This window comes from Massilia soli, assembly GCF_016809835.1.
GTDB lineage: Bacteria > Pseudomonadota > Gammaproteobacteria > Burkholderiales > Burkholderiaceae_D > Telluria_A > Telluria_A soli.
Genome location: NZ_JAFBIL020000011.1, coordinates 24066 through 43463, shown reverse-complemented (window position 1 = coordinate 43463; position 19398 = coordinate 24066). Strand labels below are relative to the sequence as shown.

Sequence of the window (19398 nt, the reverse complement as noted above, 5' to 3'; positions counted from 1 at the left end):
TACTGGATTTTCTGACACCACAGGGCGAATTTTGAATCGCCCCTGGAAACGTCGTTCCCGCGGGTCCGCCGAGGATGCGCGGGAACGACGCTAGATTGGCTTCCTGACCCGGAACCACGCCGCGTACAAGGCCGGCAGGAACAGCAAGGTCAGCGCCGTCGCCACCACCAGCCCGCCCATGATCGCCACCGCCATCGGGCCCCAGAACACCGAGCGCGTCAGTGGAATCATCGCCAGCGCCGCGGCGGCGGCCGTCAGCACGATAGGCCGCGCGCGCCGCACCGCCGAATCGATCACCGCATTCCACGGCTCGGCCCCATTGGCGATATCGCGCTCGATCTGGTCGACCAGGATGATCGAATTCCGGATGATCATGCCGAACAGCGCGATCACGCCGAGGTTCGCGACAAAGCCGAACGGGCGTCCAAGCAGCAGCAGCGCCATCGCCGCGCCCGCGATTCCCAGCGGTCCGGTCAGGAACACCATCACCGAGCGCGAGAAGCTATGCAGCTGCAGCATCAGCAGGGTGAACACGATGAACAGCACCAGCGGCACGTTCGCCGCGATCGACGCTTCCGCCGCCGCGCTGTCGGCCGCCGCGCCTGCGACCAGGATGGTGTAACCCGGCGGCAGCTTGGCGCGCAGGTCGGCCAGCGCCTTCGATACCTGGTCCGACACCGTCGGCCCCTGGATGCCGTCGACGACGTCCGATTGCACGGTGATGGCCCACTCGCGGCCTTCGCGCCAGACCACGCCCGGCTCCCACACAAAGGCCACGCGCGCCACCTGAGAGATCGTCACCGAACGACCCGATGCCGTCGGCACGTTGGTCTCGTTGAGGGCCGACAGCGTGGCGCGTTCCTCCACCGGCTGGCGGATCACGATGTCGATCAGCTTGTTGTCTTCCCTGAACTGCCCTACCGGCGTGCCTGACAAGATCGTGTTCGCCACCCGCATCACCGCCTGCGATGTCACGCCCAGCGCGCGCATCTTGGCCTGGTCGAGGTCGAGGCGCAGCACCTTGACCGACTCGTTCCAGTTGTCGTTTACGCCCAGCGCGTTCGGATTGGCGCGCATGATTTCCTTGACCTGGTCGGCCAGCGCGCGCGTGGTGGCGATGTCAGGCCCACCGACGCGGAACTGCACCGGGTACGGCACCGGCGGCCCGTTCGGCAGCAGGCGCACGCGTCCGCGCACTTCCGGGAAGTCGTTCTCGAATACCTCGACGATCTTCAGGCGCAGCTCTTCGCGCGCCTTCAGGTTGGCCGGCAGCACCACCAGCTGGGCCACGTTCGACTGCGGGAAGATCTGGTCGAGCGGCAGGTAGAAGCGCGGGCTGCCGGTGCCGACATAGCTGGTCACGCTCTCGACATCCTTCTGCTTGGCGATGAAGGCCTCGAATTTCTTGACCTGCGCTTCGGTGGCGCTGAACGCGGTGCCTTCCGGCAGCCACATCTCGACCATCAGCTCCGGGCGGCTCGAATCGGGGAAGAACTGCTTTTCGATGAACTTGAAACCGAACACGCCAAGCCCGAACACCGCCAGGGTCATCGCAATGGTCGCGAAGCGCCACTCGACGCACCACGCCACCACCCGGCGAAAACGCAGGTAGGCCGGCGTATTGAATACGTCATGCTCGCTCTCGCCCGCCGTCGCCGCGTGCGGCTTCACCTTGAGCAGCAGGAAGCCGATGTAGGGCGTGAACACGACCGCCACCAGCCACGACACCAGCAGCGCGATCGCGTTCACCGAGAACATCGAGAACGTGTACTCGCCGGCGGCCGACTTGGCCAGGCCGATCGGCAGGAAGCCCGCTGCCGTGATCAGGGTCCCGGTCAGCATCGGCATCGCCGTCGACGTGTAGGCGAAGGTGGCCGCGTCGAAGCGCGACATGCCCTCCTCCATTTTGCGGACCATCATTTCGACCGCGATGATGGCGTCATCGACCAGCAAGCCAAGGGCGATGATTAGCGCGCCGAGCGAAATCTTGTGCAGGTCGATGCTGAACACGCTCATGAGCAGGAAGGTAATCGCCAGCACCAGCGGAATGGTCAGCGCCACCACCAGGCCGGGACGCGGGTCGATCCGCAACGGCTTGGTATGCAGGCCAAGCGCGATGAAGCTCACGGCCAGCACGATCAGCACCGCCTCGATCAGCACCTTGATGAATTCACCGACCGACGCCGTGACCGCGCGCGGCTGGTCGGACACGCGCTCAAGCTCGATCCCGACCGGCAGCTGCGACTTGATGCGCGCGACCGTCTCTTCGAGCCCCTTGCCCATGTTGATGATGTTGCCGCCCTTTTCCATCGACACGCCAAGGCCGATCACCTCCTGGCCATTGAAGCGCATCTTGTCCTGCGGCGGGTCCTTGTATTCGCGCTTGACCTTGGCGAAATCGCCGAGGCGGAACGTGGCGCCATTGGCGCGCAGCTGCAGCGATTCGAGGTCCTGGACGTTTTGCAGCGCTCCGGTCACGCGCACCTGCAGGTTGTCGGTCGGCGTCACCATCACGCCGCTGGCCTCGATCGCGTTCTGGGTGGCGATCTGGTTGACGATCGCCTCGAACGGCACGCCCAGCTGAGAGAACTTCTTGTGCGAGAACTCGATCGTGATCTTCTCGTCCTGCACGCCAAACTGTTCGACCTTGGCCACCAGCGGCACCCGCAGCAGCTGCTGGCGCACGAAGTCGGCGTAGTCCTTCATCTCGGCGTAGTTGAAGCCGTCGCCGCTCAGGGCGAAAATCGAGCCGTAGGTGTCGCCAAATTCGTCATTGAAGAACGGGCCGACCACGCCGGCGGGCAAGGTGCCGCGGATATCGCCGATCTTCTTGCGGACCTGGTACCACGACGCGCTGGTCTCGCCCGGCGGCGTCGATTCGCGCAGCTGCACGATGATGAAGGTCTCTCCCGGCTTCGAATAGCTCTTGATCTTGTCGACGTACGGGGTTTCCTGGAGCTTGCGCTCCAGCTTGTCGGTGACCTGCTCGGCCATCTGTACCGCGGTCGCGCCAGGCCAGATGGCCCGCACCACCATCACGCGGAAGGTGAACGGCGGATCTTCGTCCTGGCCGAGATTGCTGTAGCTGAGGATACCGCCGATCAGCAGCGCGCCGATCAGGTAGCGGATCAGCGGGATGTGCTCGAGCGCCCAGCGTGACAGATTAAAGCCTCTCATTTGGCTGCCCCGCCAGCTGCGCCAGGTACCATGCCGGCGGCCAGCAGTTTGACTTTCTGCCCGTTCTTCAGCTTATTCACGCCGGCGGTAACCACGGTCTGCCCTGGCGTAATGCCGCTGGCAATCACCACGTCGTTGCCCGAGGTGCCGCCAACCTGCACCGGCACCAGCCTGACGGCGCCCTTCTCGACGACCCATACGGCGGTCGACGACTTCTCGTTGAACAGGGCTGTCAGCGGCAGGCGCATTTGCGGCGTAGCCGACCTTGAGGCGAACTGCACGCGCGCCGTCATGCCCAGTTTGACGTCGCTGCCGGCGCCCGGAATCGATACGCGCACCGGGTAAGTACGGGTGGCCGGGTCGGCCACCGGCGAGACTTCGCGGATTTTGCCCGGAATGGCGACCGCGGGATTGGCCCACATCCGTACCGTCACGTTGCTCACCTTGCGCATCGCGTCGACCTTGTCCTCGGGCAGCGAGATGACGATTTCCTTGTCGTTGGTGTTGGCAACGCTGACCACCGGCGTGCCGGGCGACACCACCTGCCCGACTTCCGCGCTGATGGCGGTGACGACGCCGTCGGTATCGGACACCAGGGTCGAGTAGCCCGCCTGGTTCGACTGCACCGAGAACCCGGCGCGCGCCGCATCGACGTTTGCCTGCGCCGCCGCGAACGCCGTCTTGCGCGCATCGAGCACGGCCTGGCTGACGAAATTCTGCTTGCGCAGCTCTGCGTAGCGCTTCAACTCGTCGCGCGCCAGGTCGCGCTGGGTTTCGGCGGCGCGCAAGGTGGCGCGGGCTTGCGCCTGGGTCAGCTGCAGGTCTTGCGGATCGAGCTGCATCAGCACCTGGCCGCGCTTGACGACCGTGCCGACATCAACCTTGCGCGCGATGATCTTGCCGCCGACCCGGAAGCCGAGCCGCGACTCGACCCGCGGACGCACTTCGCCGGCAAATTCGGCGCTGACGTCGATGTCGCTGCTGCCGACCACGATTGCCCGTACCGGCCGCACGTCTTCCTGTTTCGGCTCATCCTTCGAACACGCCCCCAGCAACAGCAGCAAGGAGGTGGAGAGCAAAGCGCCGAATACGGCGGAGACTGTCGGGCGCAGGTTTTTCGGGGCGAACACGGTAATTTCCTTTACTATGCGGTGGCGCTTGGCCACCAATTGCTGAAGCGACAAGATAGTACTACTTTTATACCCGAACAGCTAACTGACTTTCTGGTTATTAAGTATGACTTTGCAAGATTCTAATTGCTAATGACTTTCGCGTCACTTAATTTTTCATGCCTGTAGATCATTACGAGAACTTTCCGGTCGCCTCGATCCTGATGCCAAAAAGGCTGGTCCCGGCGGTGGAGGCGATCTACGCCTTCGCCCGCAGCGCCGACGACCTCGCCGACGAAGGCGATGCGACCCCAGCCGAACGCCTGGCGTCGCTGGCGGCCTATAAACGGGCGCTGGACGGCATCGAGGTCGGCGAACTGCAAAGCGACCCGATGTTCGCGCGGCTGGCGCGCACCATCGACCATTACAAGCTGCCGCTGCAGCCGTTTCGCGACCTGCTGTCGGCGTTCCGGCAAGACATCGTCACGACCCGCTACGCCGGCTTCGAGGCCCTGCTCGACTATTGCAGCCGCTCGGCCAATCCGGTCGGTTTGCTGATGCTGTACCTGTATGGCCAGGCCGGCGCGCGCAACGTACGCGACTCCGACGCCATCTGCTCGGCGCTCCAGCTGATCAACTTCCTGCAGGACGTCGCCATTGACCGCAAGAAAGACCGTATATATATCCCGCTCGATGACCTCGCGGCGCACGGGGTCGCGCCGGCCCAGCTCGACCAGCAGCTGGCCGACCAGCGCTGGCGCGCGCTGATGGCGTTCGAGGTCGCGCGCGCGCGCGCCCTGATGGACAGCGGCGCGCCGCTCGCCAAACGCCTGCCCGGCCGCATCGGCTGGGAGCTGCGGCTGGTGGTCCAGGGCGGGCTGCGCATCCTCGACAAGATCGAACACGCCGGCTATGACGTATTTACCCGCAGGCCGACGCTGAAACCGGCCGATTGGGCGCTGATGCTGTGGCGTGCGCTGCGGATGTAAGGAAATATCAAGCACAGGCGGTTTCGCTAACACCCATCGGCTAGAATAGCGGCTTCCTGTCGCGCTCCCTTGCTTTTTTGACCATGTCTCCCGACGAATACTGCCACCAAAAAACCGTTCAAAGCGGTTCGAGTTTTTACTACAGCTTCCTGTTCCTGCCGCAGGAGCGCCGCCGCGCGATCACCGCGCTGTACGCGTTCTGCCGCGAGGTCGACGACACCGTCGACGAATGCACCGACCAGTCGATCGCGCGCATCAAGCTGGCATGGTGGCGCACCGAAGTATCGAAGATGTACGAGGGCACGCCGACCCATCCGGTGATGCTGGCGCTGCAGCCGCACCTGGCGGTCTACCAGCTCGAGCAGAAACACCTCCAGGCCATCGTCGACGGCATGGAGATGGACCTCGACCAGAGCCGCTACCTCGACTACCCCGCCATGCAGCGCTACTGCTGGCACGTGGCAAGCGTGGTGGGCATCCTGTCGGCCAGCATCTTCGGCGTGACCAATCCGCGCACCCTGGAATATGCCGAGAAGCTCGGCCTCGCCTTCCAGCTGACCAATATCATCCGCGACGTCGGCGAAGACGCGCGCAAGGGCCGCATCTACCTGCCGATCAACGAACTGCAGCAGTTCGGCGTGACCGCGGCGGACCTGCTCAACGCGCGCCACAGCGACAAGTTCGAGGCGCTGATGCGCTTCCAGGTCGCGCGCGCCTACCGGATGTATGACGAGGCGATGGCGTTGCTGCCGAAGGAAGACCGGCGCGCGCAGCGCCCTGGCCTGATGATGGCGGCCATTTACCGCACTGTCCTCGACGAGATCGAACGCGACAACTACCACGTGCTGAACCAGCGGATCTCGCTCACGCCGATCCGGAAGCTCTGGCTGGCGTGGAAGACCTATGTCCGCAGCTAAGACGCCGGGCCGGGTCGCCGTCATCGGCGGCGGCTGGGCCGGATGCGCCGCCGCCGTCGAACTGGCGCACGCCGGCTGCGAGGTCACGCTGTTCGAAGCGGCCCGCATGCTCGGCGGGCGCGCCCGCAGCGTCGAGGTGAACGGCAAACTGCTCGACAACGGCCAGCACATCATGCTGGGCGCGTACAAGGAAACCCTGCGCCTGCTGCGGCTTGTCGGCATCAAGCCGGCCGACGCCCTGCTCCACCTGCCCCTGCAAATGCGCTACCCGCCCGGATCGGGAATGGACTTTGTGGCGCCGCGCCTGCCCGCCCCGCTGCACCTGGTGATCGCCCTGCTGCGCGCCAAGGGACTGGCGCGCGAGGACAAGATGGCGCTGGCGCGCTTTACCACCAGCGCGCGCTGGATGGAGTGGACCTTGTACAACGACTGCAGCGTCAGCGAGCTGCTGGAACGCTTCGACCAGACCGAACGCCTGACCGCGCTGATGTGGCGCCCCTTGTGCCTCGCCGCGCTCAACACGCCGCCCGAGCGCGCGTCGGCGCAGGTTTTCCTGAACGTTTTGCGCGACAGCCTGGGCGCGCACCGCGCGGCATCCGACATGCTGGTGCCGCGCCTTGCGCTCAGCGCGCTGTTCCCCGCCGCGGCAGCCAGCTTTATCGAAGCGCGCGGCGGACATGTGCATACAGGCGTGCGCGTCGAATCGCTGCAATCTGGCGGCGGCCGGTGGCAGCTGCGCGCCGGCGCCGAATCGCCGCACTTCGATGCGGTGGTCATCGCCACAGCGCCGCCGGCGGCCGCCGCCCTGCTTGACGGACATGGCGCGGCGCCGATCCCCGAGTTCGACTACGAACCGATCACCACCTGCTACCTGCAATACGACGCCGGCGTGCGCCTTGGACTGCCGTTCTACGCGCTGGAAGAGTTTCCGGAATCGCAAGCATTCGGCCAGTTTGTCTTCGACCGGGGCCAGCTCGACCACTGCCAGGCAGGATTGCTGGCGGTCGTTATCAGCGCCTCTGGCGGCGCCGTCGAACTCGGCCAGGAAGCGCTCGGCGCGGCGCTGGCCCAGCAGCTGGCGAGCGCCCTGCAGCGCGCGGAGCTGGCGGCGCCGTCATGGACCAAGGTCATCACGGAAAAGCGCGCCACCTTCGCCTGCACCCCGGGCCTGGTTCGCCCGGGCAACGAAACCGGGTTGCCAGGCGTGTATCTCGCCGGGGATTACACCGCTGGCGCCTATCCGGCAACCCTGGAAGGCGCGGTCCGCAGCGGCTCGGCGGCTGTGCTCGCTGTGCTGCAGCGCACAGCCATCGCCTGATATGGCCTCCTGCCCCGCGAAATATGCAGCCTGTCGCACATCCATGGCGGGTGGCGGGCCATTTGCGTAAAGTCACATCATCGACACAGGCATTCCATGATGGATTTACAAATGAACATCACACTCGTCTTTCGCGCACTGGCACTGCTGGCATTCATCGCCGCAAGCACAGCCGTGATCGTCGCACCGGAACTCATCGGCGGGGCACGGTCACCGCTGACCCATCACGCCGTCGTGGCCTTTGCCCACGGCTGACGGCAACAGATTGGAGCAACTCATGGGCAAACTTGAATATCTCGACGCGCTCAAGCGCGCCATGGCAGGGCTGCCGGTCGAGGCGCAAGCCAAGACGCTGGCCTACTACGAGCAGCGTTTCGTCGACGGCGTGGCCGCCGGCCTGTCCGAAGAAGAGGTTGCAAAAGGCCTCGACGATCCGAAAAAGATCGCGATGACGCTGCGCGCCAACACCCACATGCGCGCCTTCGAAGAAAAGAAGAACCCCGCCAACCTGGTGCGCCTGATGGTCGCGGTGCTGGGGCTGGCGATCTTCAACCTGTTCATGGTGGTGCCGGCGATTGTCTATGCGTCGCTGCTGGCGACGCTGTATGCCTGCGGCCTGGCGCTGTATCTCGGCGGCGTGGCGGTGACGGCCAGCGGCCTGGCTGGCGCCAGCGAACTGGTACTGGACGGCCCGCTGCGCCACTTCGTCATCAGCGGCCGCGGCGACGACGGCGAACGGCGCCAGGCCAAGGTCACCATCGACTCGATGGGCGTGCACGTCGACGAGAACTACCAGGCCGACGGCCCTGACGCCGACGCCTCGGTCGATGTGGATGTATCGGACGATATCAACCGCTCCGAACGCGTGATCCGCGGCGCCGAATCCGTGGCCGAGCGCGGCATCAAGGTCTACACCGGGATGGACCCCGACTCGCGCGCCACCCAGACCGCGGTCGGCCTGGCGATGGTGATCGGCGGGATCGTGCTGTTCCTGCTCAGCCTCGTCGTGACCCGCTACACCTTCATCGGCATCCGGCGCTACATCGAGATGAACCTGTCCCTGCTCAAGGGCGCCTGACCAGATCGGAATCGCTATGCGTACATTATTAAAAGTCGGATTCGGCATGCTGGTACTGGCATTCGCCCTGATCGCCATGTCCTACACCATGCTGCGCGCCCAGGGCACCGCAGGGTCTTCGAACCCTGCGGGCCGCGAGCTCCACACCGAAACCCGCCCGGTCGCTGCCAACATCACCCTCGTCGACCTGACCGGGCCGATCGACCTGACCTTGCGCCAGGGCGCCGTGCCATCGCTGACGGTGCGCGGCGAGAAGCGCCTGCTCGGCAACGTCGAAACCGAGCAATCGGGCAATACGCTTGAAATCGCCACCAAGGGCATGCTGCTGCACCATCGCAACCCGCTGCAAGTGACGCTGGTGCTGCCTTCGCTCGAAAGCATCAGCATCAACGGCAGCGGCGCCAGCACCGTCAACGGCTTCATCGGCGACAAGGCCAACGTCGAGCTGCACGGATCGGGCAACCTCAAGTTCAATGGCCGCTATCGCGAAGTCACCGCCGGCATCCACGGCAGCGGCGAAGTCGAAGTCAACGGCGGCGCCAGCGAGAAGGTGGCTGTCGAAGTGGTTGGCTCGGGGCAGATGACCGTGGTCGGCTCGACCGACGACTTCAAGGTCGAACAGACCGGATCGGGCGACCTGAATGCGCGCCACCTGGCGGCCAGGGAAGCCAATATCGAGTTGATGGGCTCGGGAACATCGATCGTCCAGGCGCGCGAAACGGCGGCGGTGAGCCTGCGCGGCAGCGGCGACGTGACGGTCTACGGCAACCCTGGCAACCGCAGCATCAGCAAGACCGGCTCCGGCGACGTCAGCTTCCGTTAGTATCCAGCCAGGCCAGCGCGCCGTTCGCAGCGGCGCGCGCGCTGCCGAAGCAGGCGGTCAGGAGGTATCCCCCGGTCGGCGCTTCCCAGTCGACCATTTCTCCCGCAACGAATACACCCGGCAGCGCGCGCAGCATGCCGCTTTGCCCATCCAGCGCATCGAAACGCACGCCGCCGGCGCTGCTGATCGCCTCGTCGATCGGGCGTGGGCGGCGCAGTGTCAGCGGCAGGTGCTTGATGGCGGCCGCCAGCGCGGCTGGATCTGCAAAGGCCTGCTTCGGCAGGCACTCATGCAGCAGGCCCGATTTGACGCCCTTGATGCCCAGGCGGCTTTGCAAGTGGCTCGACATGGAGCGCGCCCCGCGCGGACGCGAAACCTCGGCGAGCACCCGCTCGGCGGCCAGGTCGGGAAGCAGGTCGAGCCAGATGGTGGTACTGCCCTGAACCTCGATCTGATCGCGCAAGGGTGCCGACAGCGCGTAGATCAAGCTGCCCTCGACGCCCGTCCCGGTGACCACGAACTGTCCCTGCCTGCGCACGACCTGGCCATCGGGGCCGCGTGCGCTGACTGCGACCGTGATCAACGGCTCGCCCGCGTGGCGGCTGCTGAAATGCTCGCTCCAGTCCACATCGAATCCGCAGTTGGCGGGGCGCAGCGGCGCGACGCCGACTGACCGCGCCTGCAGCAGCGGCACCCATGCGCCGTCCGACCCGAGGCGCGCCCAGCTTGCGCCGCCGAGCGCGAGGACCACGGCGTCGGCCTCAACTTCGATTTCGCCTTCAGGGGCTGCGATCAGCAGTTTATCGCCGCGCCACCCGAGCCAGCGATGGCGCATGTGGAAGCGCACGCCCGCTTCGCGCAAACGATGCAGCCACGCGCGCAGCAGCGGCGCGGCCTTCATATCGGTGGGGAACACGCGGCCGGAACTGCCGACGAAGGTCTCCACGCCGAGGCCATGGATCCAGTCGCGCACCGCCGCGGCATCGAAGCCTTCGAGCCAGCTCGCCACCTGCTCGGCGCGTGCGCCATAGCGCGATACGAACGCCTGGTAGGGTTCGGAGTGCGTGATGTTCATGCCACCCTTGCCCGCCAGCAAAAACTTGCGGCCCACCGACGGCATCGCATCGTACAAGTCGACCTGCACCCCGCGCGCACCGAGTACTTCGGCCGCCATCAGGCCTGCTGGTCCGCCGCCGATGATGGCGACGCGTTTGGTGCGGGTGGACGTGGTTGGCATCTGAACGGCTTGAGATCGAAGGAGCGCCATTTTAGTCCAGAACCATTCGATCAAGGAGATGTAAAGGATGCTTGACAACCGAAAAAGCCCTGGCTAATATGTAAAGCATACTTTACAAAGGAGAGATGCCATGCATGAGAAGCGGATCAATCGTGTTTATCTTCGTGAATTCTTCGGCGCGATGTTCGTGTATATGCTGCTGCTGGTGGCAGCGAGCAAACTCGGGCGCCCGATGGCCGAGGGCCTGGCGCGCACCCTGGCGCTGGCCAGTCCCATGGTCGGCGTGCTGCTGGTGATCTGGGCGATCGCGCGCCACTTCGGCCGCGTCGACGAATTCATCCGCCTTCACACGCTGGAGAACATGGCCATCGCCGCCGCCGTCACCAGCGGCCTGACCTTCACCTACGGCTTCCTCGAAAACGCGGGCTATCCGAGGCTCTCCATGTTCATGGTCCTTCCCGTCATGTTTGGCCTATGGGGGCTGGTCACCTGCATTCGGGGGCTGGCAAACCGATGAACAACAAGATACGCGCCTTGCGGGCCGACTGCGGCTGGAGCCAGGCGCACCTGGCCGACCTGCTGCAGGTGTCGCGCCAGACCGTGAACGCCATCGAGACCGGGCGCTACGACCCCAGCCTGCCGCTCGCGTTTGCGATTGCCAAACTATTCTCACAACCGATTGAAGCCATCTTCACCCCAGACCAGGAGCCAGCATGAAACTCGCCGCCTTACTTCTCGCATCGATGCTCTCAGCCGGCGCCGCGGCGCAGGACGCAGTGCCGGAACCGCGCAACCGCTTCGCCGCCACCGAAGCGGCCGTCGAACGCTTCGAGGTCGGCGCGCTGGCCGTCGAGCGCCACGGCAAGCGCGGACGGCCGCTGATCCTGATCCCGGGCCTGGCCAGTGGAAGCTGGGTGTGGCAGGACGCGATCCGCACGTTCCGCGATGATCATGTGCTGTACGTGGTAACGCTGCCGGGCTTCGATGGCCGCGCGCCAGCCCCCGGCAACCAGCTCGAAGCGACGCAAGCGGCGCTCGCGCAGCTGATCTCAAGCCGCAAGCTTGGCAAGCCCGTGCTGGTCGGGCACAGCATGGGCGGCACCATCGCGCTGGAACTGGCGCAGAATCATCCGGACCTGATCGGCGGCGTGGTCACCATCGATGGCCTGCCGGTCTTCCCGGGCACCGAGGACATGCCGGCCGAGCAGCGCCCGGCGCTGGCGGACGGCATCATCCGGCGCATGTCCGGACTGACCCCGGCGGCATTCGCCATGCAGCAGCGGCAATACATGCGCAGCATCGACGTGGTCGACATGGCCCGTGCCGATGAACTGGCCAAGCTGACCTCGCGCAGCGACCCGGCAGCGACTGTCCAATACATGGCGGCCGTGATGTCGCAGGACCTGCGTCCGGGGCTCGGAAAAATCAAGGCGCCTGTGCTGGTCATGGCGCCGTTCTTCGAGCTCGATGCCAATGACCCGAACGCGGGCCTGGACAACAAAGTGGCTTACTACGCGCAGCTGCTGTCCGGTGCGCCGACAGTGAACGTGGTCGGCATCCCGGGCGCCCGTCACTTCGCGATGATCGACCAGCCGCAGCGCGTCACCGACGCGATCCGCAGTTTCCTGAAATCTCTGTAGGGAGCGTTCGATGAAAAGCACCGCGTTCTGGATCAGGCGCTACTTCGTGGTCGCCGGCGCGTCATTCGTCCTGCTGGTGGCGGTTGGATTGCTCAAGGGCCGCGAGGCCGGCCGGGTGTTGACCGAGTCGTTGCTGTGGGCCGTGGTGACCGCTGCGGTTTTCACCGCGGCACGCTATCGCAGTGCGCGCAAGGGCCAAGCCGGCGCGCTGTGCCGCGACACGCCCGACGATTAGCCGCCGGTCACGGGTGGGAAGAATGCGACTTCGCCACCGGCTTCCAGCGGCGTATCGGCAGGGCACATCACATGGTTGAAGGCGGTGCGCAGCGGGCGCTCGGCGCCAAGCGCCTGTTCCCATGCGCCGCCGCGCGCCATCAGGTATTCGCGTACCGCGCCGACCGTGGCCACGCCGGGTGGCAGCGTCACAGTCTCTTCCGCGGTGCCGAGTGCTTCACGCACGCTGGCAAAAAATCGCAGCGTAATTTCCATAGTATTTCCTAGTGCAGTAATTCGCTAAATGGGATGAATCGTACCGTGTCGCCAGCGGCGATCGGGTTCGACGGCGGGTTGTCGACGAGGCCATCGCCCCACACCGTCGAGGTCAGGACGCCCGATCCCTGGTTGGGGAACAGGTCAAGCCCGCCGCTGGCATTGACGCGCGCGCGGAGGAATTCGTTGCGGCGGTCGGCCTTGGTCCAGTTGAAATCGGCGCGCATGCTGAAAGCGCGTGGCGCGACATCGCCCTGCACGCCTTGCAGGCGCAGGATAAACGGACGCACGAACAGTAAAAAGGTGATAAAGCTCGACACCGGATTACCGGGCAGGCCAAGGAAGAAGGCGGTGCCTTCGTCCCGCCGAACCTCGCCAAACGCCAGCGGCTTGCCTGGCTTGACGGCGATCTGCCACATGTTCAGGCGCCCTTCCGCCTCGACCGCCGGCTTGATGTGATCCTCCTCGCCCACCGATACGCCGCCGGACGTGATGATCAGGTCATGATCCCGGGCGGCGCTGCGCAAGGTGTCGCGGGTCGCAGCCAAGGTATCGGGAACGATGCCGAAGTCGGTGATCGCGCAGCCAAGATTCTCAAGCAGTGCCCGCAGCGTGAAGCGGTTCGAGTTGTAAATGGCGCCCGGCGCCAGCGGCTCGCCGGGCATGGCCAGCTCGTCGCCGGTGAAGAAGACGGCGACCCGCAACTTGCGCACGACCGTCACGCCGGCCAGGCCGACCGATGCCGCAAGGCCCAGCTCCTGGCTGCGCAGGCGGGTGCCGGCGGGCAGGATTTCGCAGCCGGCGGTGATGTCTTCGCCGGCCCGGCGGATCCACTCGCCCGAGGTTGGCGTGTGGCGGATGATGACCCGGTCGGGCGCCACGGCTTCGCACTGCTCCTGCATCACGACCGCATCGGCGCCGTCCGGAATCATCGCGCCGGTGAAGATGCGTGCTGCCTGGCCTGGCGCGAGAAACGCCCCAACCTGCCCGGCCGGAATGCGCTGGCTCACGGTCAACGTGGCCTCGCCGCTTTCGCAATCGGCGGCGCGCACGGCATAGCCGTCCATCTGCGTGTTGTCCGCCGAAGGTACGTTGAGGGTGGACACCTGCGCCTCTGCCAGCACGCGGCCGTTCGCCTCAAGCGTCGGCACCACCTCGGTATCGGCGACCGGACGCGCCGCCGCCATCAGGAAGTCGAGGGCTTCGCTTACCGCCAGCATGGGCTTTGGGGAAGGCTTCATGCTTACAGTCCTGTGTGTTGCGCGATGTAGGCCTTCATCTTCTCTACATCCGGCGGCATGACGATGAATTTCTGCGGCAGCGATTCGATGTCCTCGAAACCAGCCGGGCGCTCCGCGTCCATGCCGACCGCTTCCAGGATCGTCTCGTTGAACTTGGCCGCCAGCGCGGTTTCCAGCACGATCATCGGCACGCCAGGCGCGATATAGTCGCGCGCAACCTTGATGCCGTCGGCGGTGTGGGTGTCGATGGTGATGCCGTAGTCGTCCAGCACTTCGCGGATCGTATCGATCCGGTTCGCGTGGCTCGAGCAGCCCGAGACAAATCCGTAGTTCGATACGAGCTTGAATTCGTCGCCATCGCTGCCCGGCTTGCCCGACAGGTCGAAGCCGCCGTCGACTTCCACCTTGTGGAACAGCGCGCGAACACGCCCGGCGTCGCGGCCGACCAGGTCATAGATGAAGCGCTCGAAGTTCGACGCCTTGGAGATATCCATCGACGGGCTGCTGGTGTGATAGGTCTCGGACGCCTTGCGCACGCGATAGACGCCGGTGCGGAAGAACTCGTCGAGCACGTTGTTCTCGTTGGTCGCGACGACCAGCCTGTCGATCGGCAGGCCCATCATGCGCGCGATGTGGCCGGCGCAGATGTTCCCGAAATTACCCGATGGGACAGTGAACGACACCTTCTGCTCATTGCTGTCAGTGGCGGCGAGGTAGCCGCGGAAGTAGTACACGACCTGGGCGACGACGCGCGCCCAGTTGATCGAATTGACGGTGCCGATCTTTTGACGGGCTTTGAAATCGAGATCGTTGGAGACCGCCTTGACCATATCCTGGCAATCGTCGAACACGCCTTCGACGGCGATGTTGAAGATATTCGGATCCTGGAGGCTGAACATCTGCGCGGTCTGGAAAGCGCTCATTTTCTTGTGCGGCGAGAGCATGAAGACGCGGATGCCTTTCTTGCCGCGCATGGCGTATTCGGCCGCGCTGCCGGTGTCGCCCGAGGTCGCGCCGAAAATGTTCAGCTCCGCGTTGTTCTGCGCCAGCGTGTACTCGAACAGGTTGCCGAGCAGCTGCATCGCCATGTCCTTGAAGGCCAGCGTCGGGCCGTTCGACAGCGCTTGCAGGATCAAGGTCTTGTCGCCCTCCTGCTCAAGGATGCGCAGCGGCGTGATGTCGCGCGCGGCTTCTCCTTCGCGGGCATTGCGGTAGACCTTTGCCGTGTAAGTCTTGGCGGTCAGCGCCTTCAATTCGGCGTCGGGAATATCGGTCGCGAACTTCTTGAGGATCTCGTAGGCCAGGTCGGCATACGTCAGCTTGCGCCACGCATCGAGCTCGGCGCCGCTGACCTGCGGGTACTCGGAAGGGAGATACAGGCCGCCGTCCGGGGCCAGGCCGCCCAGCAGGATGTCGGAGAACTGCTGGGGAGCTTGCGATTCGGCCGCTGACGCAGCGCGGGTAGACACGTAATGCATAGGTGGGAACGTCCGTATGGGCTAACGCTGGATGACAAAGCACTGCAATCGAACGTTTATTATAGCCCGGTGACGCAATGTGGGTTCCCACCCAACTCGCAACGGCCCTAGCAGGCCGGGTGGTTCACGGTCACGACGTGGATGGCCAGGCCGCCCAGCGAGGTTTCCTTGTACTTGTCCTGCATGTCGGCGCCGGTCTGGCGCATCGTTTCGATGACCGAATCGAGGCTGACGAAGTGGGTGCCGTCGCCCTTGAGCGCGAGCGACGCCGCGGTAATGGCCTTGATCGCGCCCATGCCGTTGCGCTCGATGCACGGGATCTGAACCAGTCCGCCAATCGGGTCGCAAGTCATGCCGAGGTGGTGCTCGATGCCGATTTCGGCGGCGTTTTCGATCTGCTCGTTGCTGCCGCCCAGGGCCGCCACCAGTCCGGCCGCGGCCATCGCACAGGCCACGCCCACTTCGCCCTGGCAGCCCACTTCAGCGCCGGAGATCGATGCGTTTTTCTTGCACAGCATGCCGATCGCGGCCGACGTCAGCATGAAGTCGCGGATGCCTTTGACCGGATCGGTCGGGCGGCAGTCCTCGGCGTAGTAGCGCAAAACGGCCGGGATGATGCCGGCGGCCCCATTGGTCGGCGCCGTGACGACACGGCCGCCCGCAGCGTTTTCTTCATTGACCGCCATCGCGTACAGGCTGACGCAGTGCAGCGCATCGTGCGGCAGGTCGTTGGTGCGGTCGCCGCCCTTGTCTTCCGACTGTTTCCACAACGTGGCCGCGCGCCGCTTGACGTTCAGTCCTCCCGGCAGCTGGCCGCCGGTAACCAGTCCGTGCGCGATACAGTCGCGCATCACGTGCCAGATCTTGTCGATGCCGGCATCGAGTTCTTCGTCGGACAGGTGCACGCGCTCGTTCGCGCGCAGCATCTGCGGGATCGACAGCCCGGCGCTTTTACCCAGCGCGAGCAGCTGTTCCATCGTGTCGAACGGGAACGGCACCGGGGCCGCCGGGGCAGCATCCGGGCGTCCTTCCGCCTCGCCGGCGGCGTGAATGAAACCGCCGCCAACCGAGTAAAACACTTTTTCGACCTGGCTGCCGTCGGCGAATTTCAGCGTGAAGCGCATGCCGTTCGGGTGCTCTGGCAGGCTTGTGCGCTTGTGGAATACCAAGTCGGTGGCGCGGTTGAACGGCACCTCGCGCTTGCCCAGCAGGCTTAGCTTGCCATCGAGTTCCACTTCCGCCAGCTGGTCTTCGACCGCGTCGGGATCGACATCCTGCGGGGTTTCGCCCATCAGGCCGAGGATGACGGCTTTGTCGGTGGCGTGTCCGACGCCAGTCAGCGCGAGCGATCCGTACAGGGCCGCTTCAACGCCAACCGCATTGTCCAGCGAACCGCATTCGACCAGGAAGCGGCGTGCGGCGACCATCGGTCCCACGGTGTGGGAGCTCGAAGGCCCGATGCCGATCTTGAATAGGTCGAATACGCTCATGTCCATTGGTTTGTCTCTTTATGTCTTGTCGTTTTGGGTGATGCAGGTCAGGCAGCTTTGGTCAGGCCGACGTCGATATTGTCGAGCATGTCGGCGACCATCTGTTCGAGGCCGATGCTGGCTTTCCAGCCCCAGTCGCTGCTGGCGCGGCTGTCGTCCAGGCTCTTTGGCCAGGTGTCGGCAATCGCCTGGCGGCTGTCGGGCGCGTAGGCGATGGTGAATTCAGGGAGCGCGCGCGTGATCGCGGTGGCCAGTTCGGCTGGATTGAACGACAGGCCTGCCACGTTGTACGACGAACGGATCTGAACTTTTTCCGCCGGTGCGTCCATCAGCTCGATGGTTGCGCGGATCGCGTCGGGCATGTAGATCATCGGCAGCGTGGTCTCAGGACCGAGGAAGCAGTCGTAACGCTCGCCGCGCAGCGCCGAGTGGAAGATCGCGATGGCGTAGTCGGTGGTGCCGCCGCCCGGTGGCGACTTGAAGCTGATGATGCCAGGGTAGCGGATGCTGCGCACATCGACGCCGTACTTGGTGAAGTAGTACTCGCACAGGCGCTCGCCGGCCAGCTTGCTGATGCCGTAGATCGTGGTCGGGTCCATCACCGTGTACTGCGGCGTATTGTCGGCTGGCGTATTCGGGCCGAAGGCGGCAATCGACGACGGCCAGAAGACGCGCAGCGGCTTGCCGGCTTCGCCGCGCTCGCGCGCCACTTCGAGGATGTTGAGCAGGCCGTCCATGTTCAGGGTCCACGCCTTCAGCGGGGCCTGTTCGCCGGTGGCCGACAGCAGCGCCGCCAGCTGGTACACCTGGGTGATCGCTTCGTCGGCGACGAACTTCGCCAGGCCTGCCTTGTCGAGCACGTCGAGCTGGGTGTAGCGCGCCGCCTTGTAGACGTTGGTCGCGCCGATGTCCGAAGCGATGACGTTCTGTGCGCCGTGCTGCAAGGCCAGCGCCTCGACCAGTTCACTGCCGATCTGGCCGTTGGCGCCGATGATGAGAATGCGTTCCATGATAATCCTGTTGTTCTTAGTTCTTGAGAATGCCCAGCTCGCGCCCGGCTTGTTCGAAGGCCTTGAGTACCGTTTCAAGCTGCTCGCGGGTATGCGCCGCCGACAGCTGGACGCGCACGCGCGCCTGGCCCATCGGCACAACCGGGTAGAAGAAGCCCGACAGCAGCACGCCCAGCTCATACATCCGGGCGGCGAATTTTTGCGCCACCGGCGCCTCGAACAGCATCACCGGCACCACCGGGTGGGTGCCCGGCTTGATGGTGAAGCCGATGCGCTCGATCTCGGCGCGGAAGAAGGCGGTGTTCTCGTGCAGGCGGTCGCGCAGTTCGGTCGACTTCGACAGGCGATCGAGCACCGACAGCGAGGCGCCGGCGATCGATGGCGCCAGCGTGTTCGAGAACAGGTAGGGACGCGACTTCTGGCGCAGCGTGTCGATCACTTCCTTGCGCGCAGCGGTGAAGCCGCCCATCGCGCCGCCCAGCGCCTTGCCGAGGGTGCCGGTGATGATGTCGATGCGGCCGATCACGTTGTGGTGTTCGTGGGTGCCGCGGCCGGTCTTGCCCATGAAGCCGGAAGCGTGGCATTCATCGATCATGGTCAGCGCGCCGTACTTGTCGGCCAGGTCGCAGATCTTGTCCAGCTGGGCGATGGTGCCATCCATCGAGAACACGCCATCGGTCACGATGACCTTGTGGCGCTTGCCGGCGGCGGTCGCTGCCTGCAGCTGCGCTTCGAGGTCGGCCATGTCGTTGTGGGCGTAGCGGTAGCGGCCCGCCTTGCACAGGCGGATGCCATCGATGATCGAAGCGTGGTTCAGCGCGTCCGAGATGATCGCATCGTTCTCGTCGAACAGCGGCTCGAACACCCCGCCGTTGGCGTCGAACGCGGCGGCGTACAGGATGGTGTCTTCGGTGCCGAGGAAATCGGACAGCGCTTTTTCCAGCTGCTTGTGCACGGTCTGGGTGCCGCAGATGAAGCGCACCGACGACAGGCCGTAGCCGTACTTTTCGGTCGCCTCGATCGATGCCTGCTGGGTCTGCAGGTCGCCCGACAAGCCGAGGTAGTTATTAGCGCACATGTTGATCAGGGTGCGGCCATCGTCGGCCACCACTTCGGCGCCCTGGCGCGAGGCCAGCACACGCTCAGGCTTGTACAGACCCTGCTCGCGCAGCGTGTCCAGGTTCTGCTGCAGGCCGCTGAAAAACGCGTTTTTGGCTTGTTCGCTCATCATTATCCTCGTCGTGGTGGTGCCGGTCGCTTGACCGACTGTTGCACAATGCTGTACCGTGGGTCCAGATTTTGCACCTGTTCGATCATTTGGCATTAATCCGATATGTCGAACTCAAATTCAATATAATGGATATTACCCAAGCTGCCTGAAGTTGGCAAGCAACAGTTTGGG

General features: G+C 64.8%; 19 protein-coding genes. 10 read left to right on the top strand and 9 right to left on the bottom strand.

Annotated features, from left to right (window positions below; translation table 11 throughout):
* Positions 1-90: 90 nt before the first annotated feature.
* Together I4X03_RS22145 and I4X03_RS22140 are read right to left on the bottom strand one after the other, a co-directional pair.
* Positions 91-3177 carry an efflux RND transporter permease subunit gene (locus I4X03_RS22145; RefSeq protein ID WP_223471029.1) on the bottom strand — a complete coding sequence of 1029 codons (3087 nt, stop codon included), beginning with the start codon at positions 3175-3177 and terminating at the stop codon, positions 91-93.
* Positions 3174-4307, bottom strand: a complete 1134-nt coding sequence (locus tag I4X03_RS22140; RefSeq protein WP_223471027.1) for an efflux RND transporter periplasmic adaptor subunit — start codon at positions 4305-4307, stop codon at positions 3174-3176. Before I4X03_RS22140 ends, I4X03_RS22145 begins: the two co-directional genes overlap by 4 nt.
* Positions 4308-4465: 158 nt before the next feature.
* Between I4X03_RS22140 and hpnC the strand changes: the two genes are divergently transcribed.
* The 6 genes from hpnC to I4X03_RS22110 all read left to right on the top strand — a co-directional run bounded on the left by hpnC (position 4466) and on the right by I4X03_RS22110 (position 9411).
* Positions 4466-5275, top strand: coding sequence for a squalene synthase HpnC (gene hpnC / locus I4X03_RS22135; RefSeq protein WP_223471025.1), 810 nt, complete (start codon positions 4466-4468; stop codon positions 5273-5275).
* Positions 5276-5358: 83 nt separating this feature from the next.
* The gene (hpnD, locus tag I4X03_RS22130) at positions 5359-6192 is read left to right on the top strand and encodes a presqualene diphosphate synthase HpnD (RefSeq protein ID WP_223471023.1); all 834 of its coding nucleotides are present in this window, start codon (positions 5359-5361) and stop codon (positions 6190-6192) included.
* Entirely contained in the window at positions 6179-7510 is a 1332-nt protein-coding gene (hpnE, locus tag I4X03_RS22125; protein WP_223471021.1) for a hydroxysqualene dehydroxylase HpnE, read from the top strand. Before hpnD ends, hpnE begins: the two co-directional genes overlap by 14 nt.
* A 111-nt stretch (positions 7511-7621) precedes the next feature.
* Positions 7622-7765: a hypothetical protein gene (locus I4X03_RS22120; RefSeq protein WP_223471012.1), complete on the top strand. Its 144-nt coding sequence runs from the start codon at positions 7622-7624 to the stop codon at positions 7763-7765.
* Between the two features lie 22 nt (positions 7766-7787).
* The gene (locus I4X03_RS22115) at positions 7788-8588 is read left to right on the top strand and encodes a DUF1700 domain-containing protein (RefSeq protein ID WP_223471010.1); all 801 of its coding nucleotides are present in this window, start codon (positions 7788-7790) and stop codon (positions 8586-8588) included.
* Positions 8589-8604: 16 nt separating this feature from the next.
* Positions 8605-9411, top strand: coding sequence for a head GIN domain-containing protein (locus tag I4X03_RS22110; protein ID WP_223471008.1), 807 nt, complete (start codon positions 8605-8607; stop codon positions 9409-9411).
* Here I4X03_RS22110 and I4X03_RS22105 read toward each other — a convergent pair.
* Positions 9398-10648 carry a TIGR03862 family flavoprotein gene (locus tag I4X03_RS22105; RefSeq protein ID WP_223471006.1) on the bottom strand — a complete coding sequence of 417 codons (1251 nt, stop codon included), beginning with the start codon at positions 10646-10648 and terminating at the stop codon, positions 9398-9400. The genes I4X03_RS22110 and I4X03_RS22105 overlap by 14 nt on opposite strands.
* Before the next feature lie 130 nt (positions 10649-10778).
* On the opposite strand from I4X03_RS22105, the gene I4X03_RS22100 reads away from it, so the two are divergent.
* Genes I4X03_RS22100 through I4X03_RS22085 form a run of 4 tightly spaced genes read left to right on the top strand, consistent with a single transcriptional unit; the run spans position 10779 to position 12523 of the window.
* On the top strand, positions 10779-11165 hold the full coding sequence (locus I4X03_RS22100; protein WP_223471004.1) for a hypothetical protein: 387 nt from the start codon (positions 10779-10781) through the stop codon (positions 11163-11165).
* Complete coding sequence (locus I4X03_RS22095) at positions 11162-11365, top strand: helix-turn-helix transcriptional regulator (RefSeq protein ID WP_223471002.1); 204 nt, start codon at positions 11162-11164, stop codon at positions 11363-11365. The genes I4X03_RS22100 and I4X03_RS22095 overlap by 4 nt, the downstream gene beginning before the upstream one ends.
* Positions 11362-12288: an alpha/beta fold hydrolase gene (locus I4X03_RS22090; protein WP_223471000.1), complete on the top strand. Its 927-nt coding sequence runs from the start codon at positions 11362-11364 to the stop codon at positions 12286-12288. The genes I4X03_RS22095 and I4X03_RS22090 overlap by 4 nt, the downstream gene beginning before the upstream one ends.
* Before the next feature lie 10 nt (positions 12289-12298).
* Positions 12299-12523: a hypothetical protein gene (locus I4X03_RS22085; RefSeq protein ID WP_223470998.1), complete on the top strand. Its 225-nt coding sequence runs from the start codon at positions 12299-12301 to the stop codon at positions 12521-12523.
* Here I4X03_RS22085 and moaD read toward each other — a convergent pair.
* The 6 genes from moaD to kbl form a co-directional block, all read right to left on the bottom strand.
* A complete protein-coding gene (gene moaD, locus I4X03_RS22080) occupies positions 12520-12777 on the bottom strand; it encodes a molybdopterin converting factor subunit 1 (RefSeq protein ID WP_223470989.1) in 258 nt (85 codons plus the stop codon). The genes I4X03_RS22085 and moaD overlap by 4 nt on opposite strands.
* Positions 12778-12785: 8 nt before the next feature.
* Positions 12786-14018, bottom strand: a complete 1233-nt coding sequence (locus I4X03_RS22075) for a molybdopterin molybdotransferase MoeA (protein WP_223470987.1) — start codon at positions 14016-14018, stop codon at positions 12786-12788.
* Positions 14019-14020: 2 nt separating this feature from the next.
* Positions 14021-15496 (bottom strand): threonine synthase, encoded by a 1476-nt coding sequence (gene thrC, locus I4X03_RS22070; protein WP_223470977.1) that lies wholly within the window; start codon positions 15494-15496, stop codon positions 14021-14023.
* Between the two features lie 107 nt (positions 15497-15603).
* Positions 15604-16992, bottom strand: a complete 1389-nt coding sequence (locus tag I4X03_RS22065; RefSeq protein WP_223470975.1) for an L-serine ammonia-lyase — start codon at positions 16990-16992, stop codon at positions 15604-15606.
* A gap of 41 nt (positions 16993-17033) precedes the next feature.
* Entirely contained in the window at positions 17034-17996 is a 963-nt protein-coding gene (locus tag I4X03_RS22060) for an NAD-dependent epimerase/dehydratase family protein (RefSeq protein ID WP_223470968.1), read from the bottom strand.
* Positions 17997-18012: 16 nt separating this feature from the next.
* Entirely contained in the window at positions 18013-19224 is a 1212-nt protein-coding gene (gene kbl / locus I4X03_RS22055; RefSeq protein ID WP_223471202.1) for a glycine C-acetyltransferase, read from the bottom strand.
* Positions 19225-19398: the final 174 nt, after the last annotated feature.

Bases quoted from the DNA above. Each gene is read 5' to 3' on its own strand.
- I4X03_RS22145 (WP_223471029.1), bottom strand. From the start codon at position 3,177: ATGAGAGGCTTTAATCTGTCACGCTGGGCGCTCGAGCACATCCCGCTG.
- hpnC (WP_223471025.1), top strand. From the start codon at position 4,466: ATGCCTGTAGATCATTACGAGAACTTTCCGGTCGCCTCGATCCTGATG.
- hpnD (WP_223471023.1), top strand. From the start codon at position 5,359: ATGTCTCCCGACGAATACTGCCACCAAAAAACCGTTCAAAGCGGTTCG.
- hpnE (WP_223471021.1), top strand. From the start codon at position 6,179: ATGTCCGCAGCTAAGACGCCGGGCCGGGTCGCCGTCATCGGCGGCGGC.
- I4X03_RS22120 (WP_223471012.1), top strand. From the start codon at position 7,622: ATGAACATCACACTCGTCTTTCGCGCACTGGCACTGCTGGCATTCATC.
- I4X03_RS22115 (WP_223471010.1), top strand. From the start codon at position 7,788: ATGGGCAAACTTGAATATCTCGACGCGCTCAAGCGCGCCATGGCAGGG.
- I4X03_RS22110 (WP_223471008.1), top strand. From the start codon at position 8,605: ATGCGTACATTATTAAAAGTCGGATTCGGCATGCTGGTACTGGCATTC.
- I4X03_RS22105 (WP_223471006.1), bottom strand. From the start codon at position 10,648: ATGCCAACCACGTCCACCCGCACCAAACGCGTCGCCATCATCGGCGGC.
- I4X03_RS22100 (WP_223471004.1), top strand. From the start codon at position 10,779: ATGCATGAGAAGCGGATCAATCGTGTTTATCTTCGTGAATTCTTCGGC.
- I4X03_RS22095 (WP_223471002.1), top strand. From the start codon at position 11,162: ATGAACAACAAGATACGCGCCTTGCGGGCCGACTGCGGCTGGAGCCAG.
- I4X03_RS22090 (WP_223471000.1), top strand. From the start codon at position 11,362: ATGAAACTCGCCGCCTTACTTCTCGCATCGATGCTCTCAGCCGGCGCC.
- I4X03_RS22085 (WP_223470998.1), top strand. From the start codon at position 12,299: ATGAAAAGCACCGCGTTCTGGATCAGGCGCTACTTCGTGGTCGCCGGC.
- moaD (WP_223470989.1), bottom strand. From the start codon at position 12,777: ATGGAAATTACGCTGCGATTTTTTGCCAGCGTGCGTGAAGCACTCGGC.
- I4X03_RS22075 (WP_223470987.1), bottom strand. From the start codon at position 14,018: ATGAAGCCTTCCCCAAAGCCCATGCTGGCGGTAAGCGAAGCCCTCGAC.
- thrC (WP_223470977.1), bottom strand. From the start codon at position 15,496: ATGCATTACGTGTCTACCCGCGCTGCGTCAGCGGCCGAATCGCAAGCT.
- I4X03_RS22065 (WP_223470975.1), bottom strand. From the start codon at position 16,992: ATGGACATGAGCGTATTCGACCTATTCAAGATCGGCATCGGGCCTTCG.
- I4X03_RS22060 (WP_223470968.1), bottom strand. From the start codon at position 17,996: ATGGAACGCATTCTCATCATCGGCGCCAACGGCCAGATCGGCAGTGAA.
- kbl (WP_223471202.1), bottom strand. From the start codon at position 19,224: ATGAGCGAACAAGCCAAAAACGCGTTTTTCAGCGGCCTGCAGCAGAAC.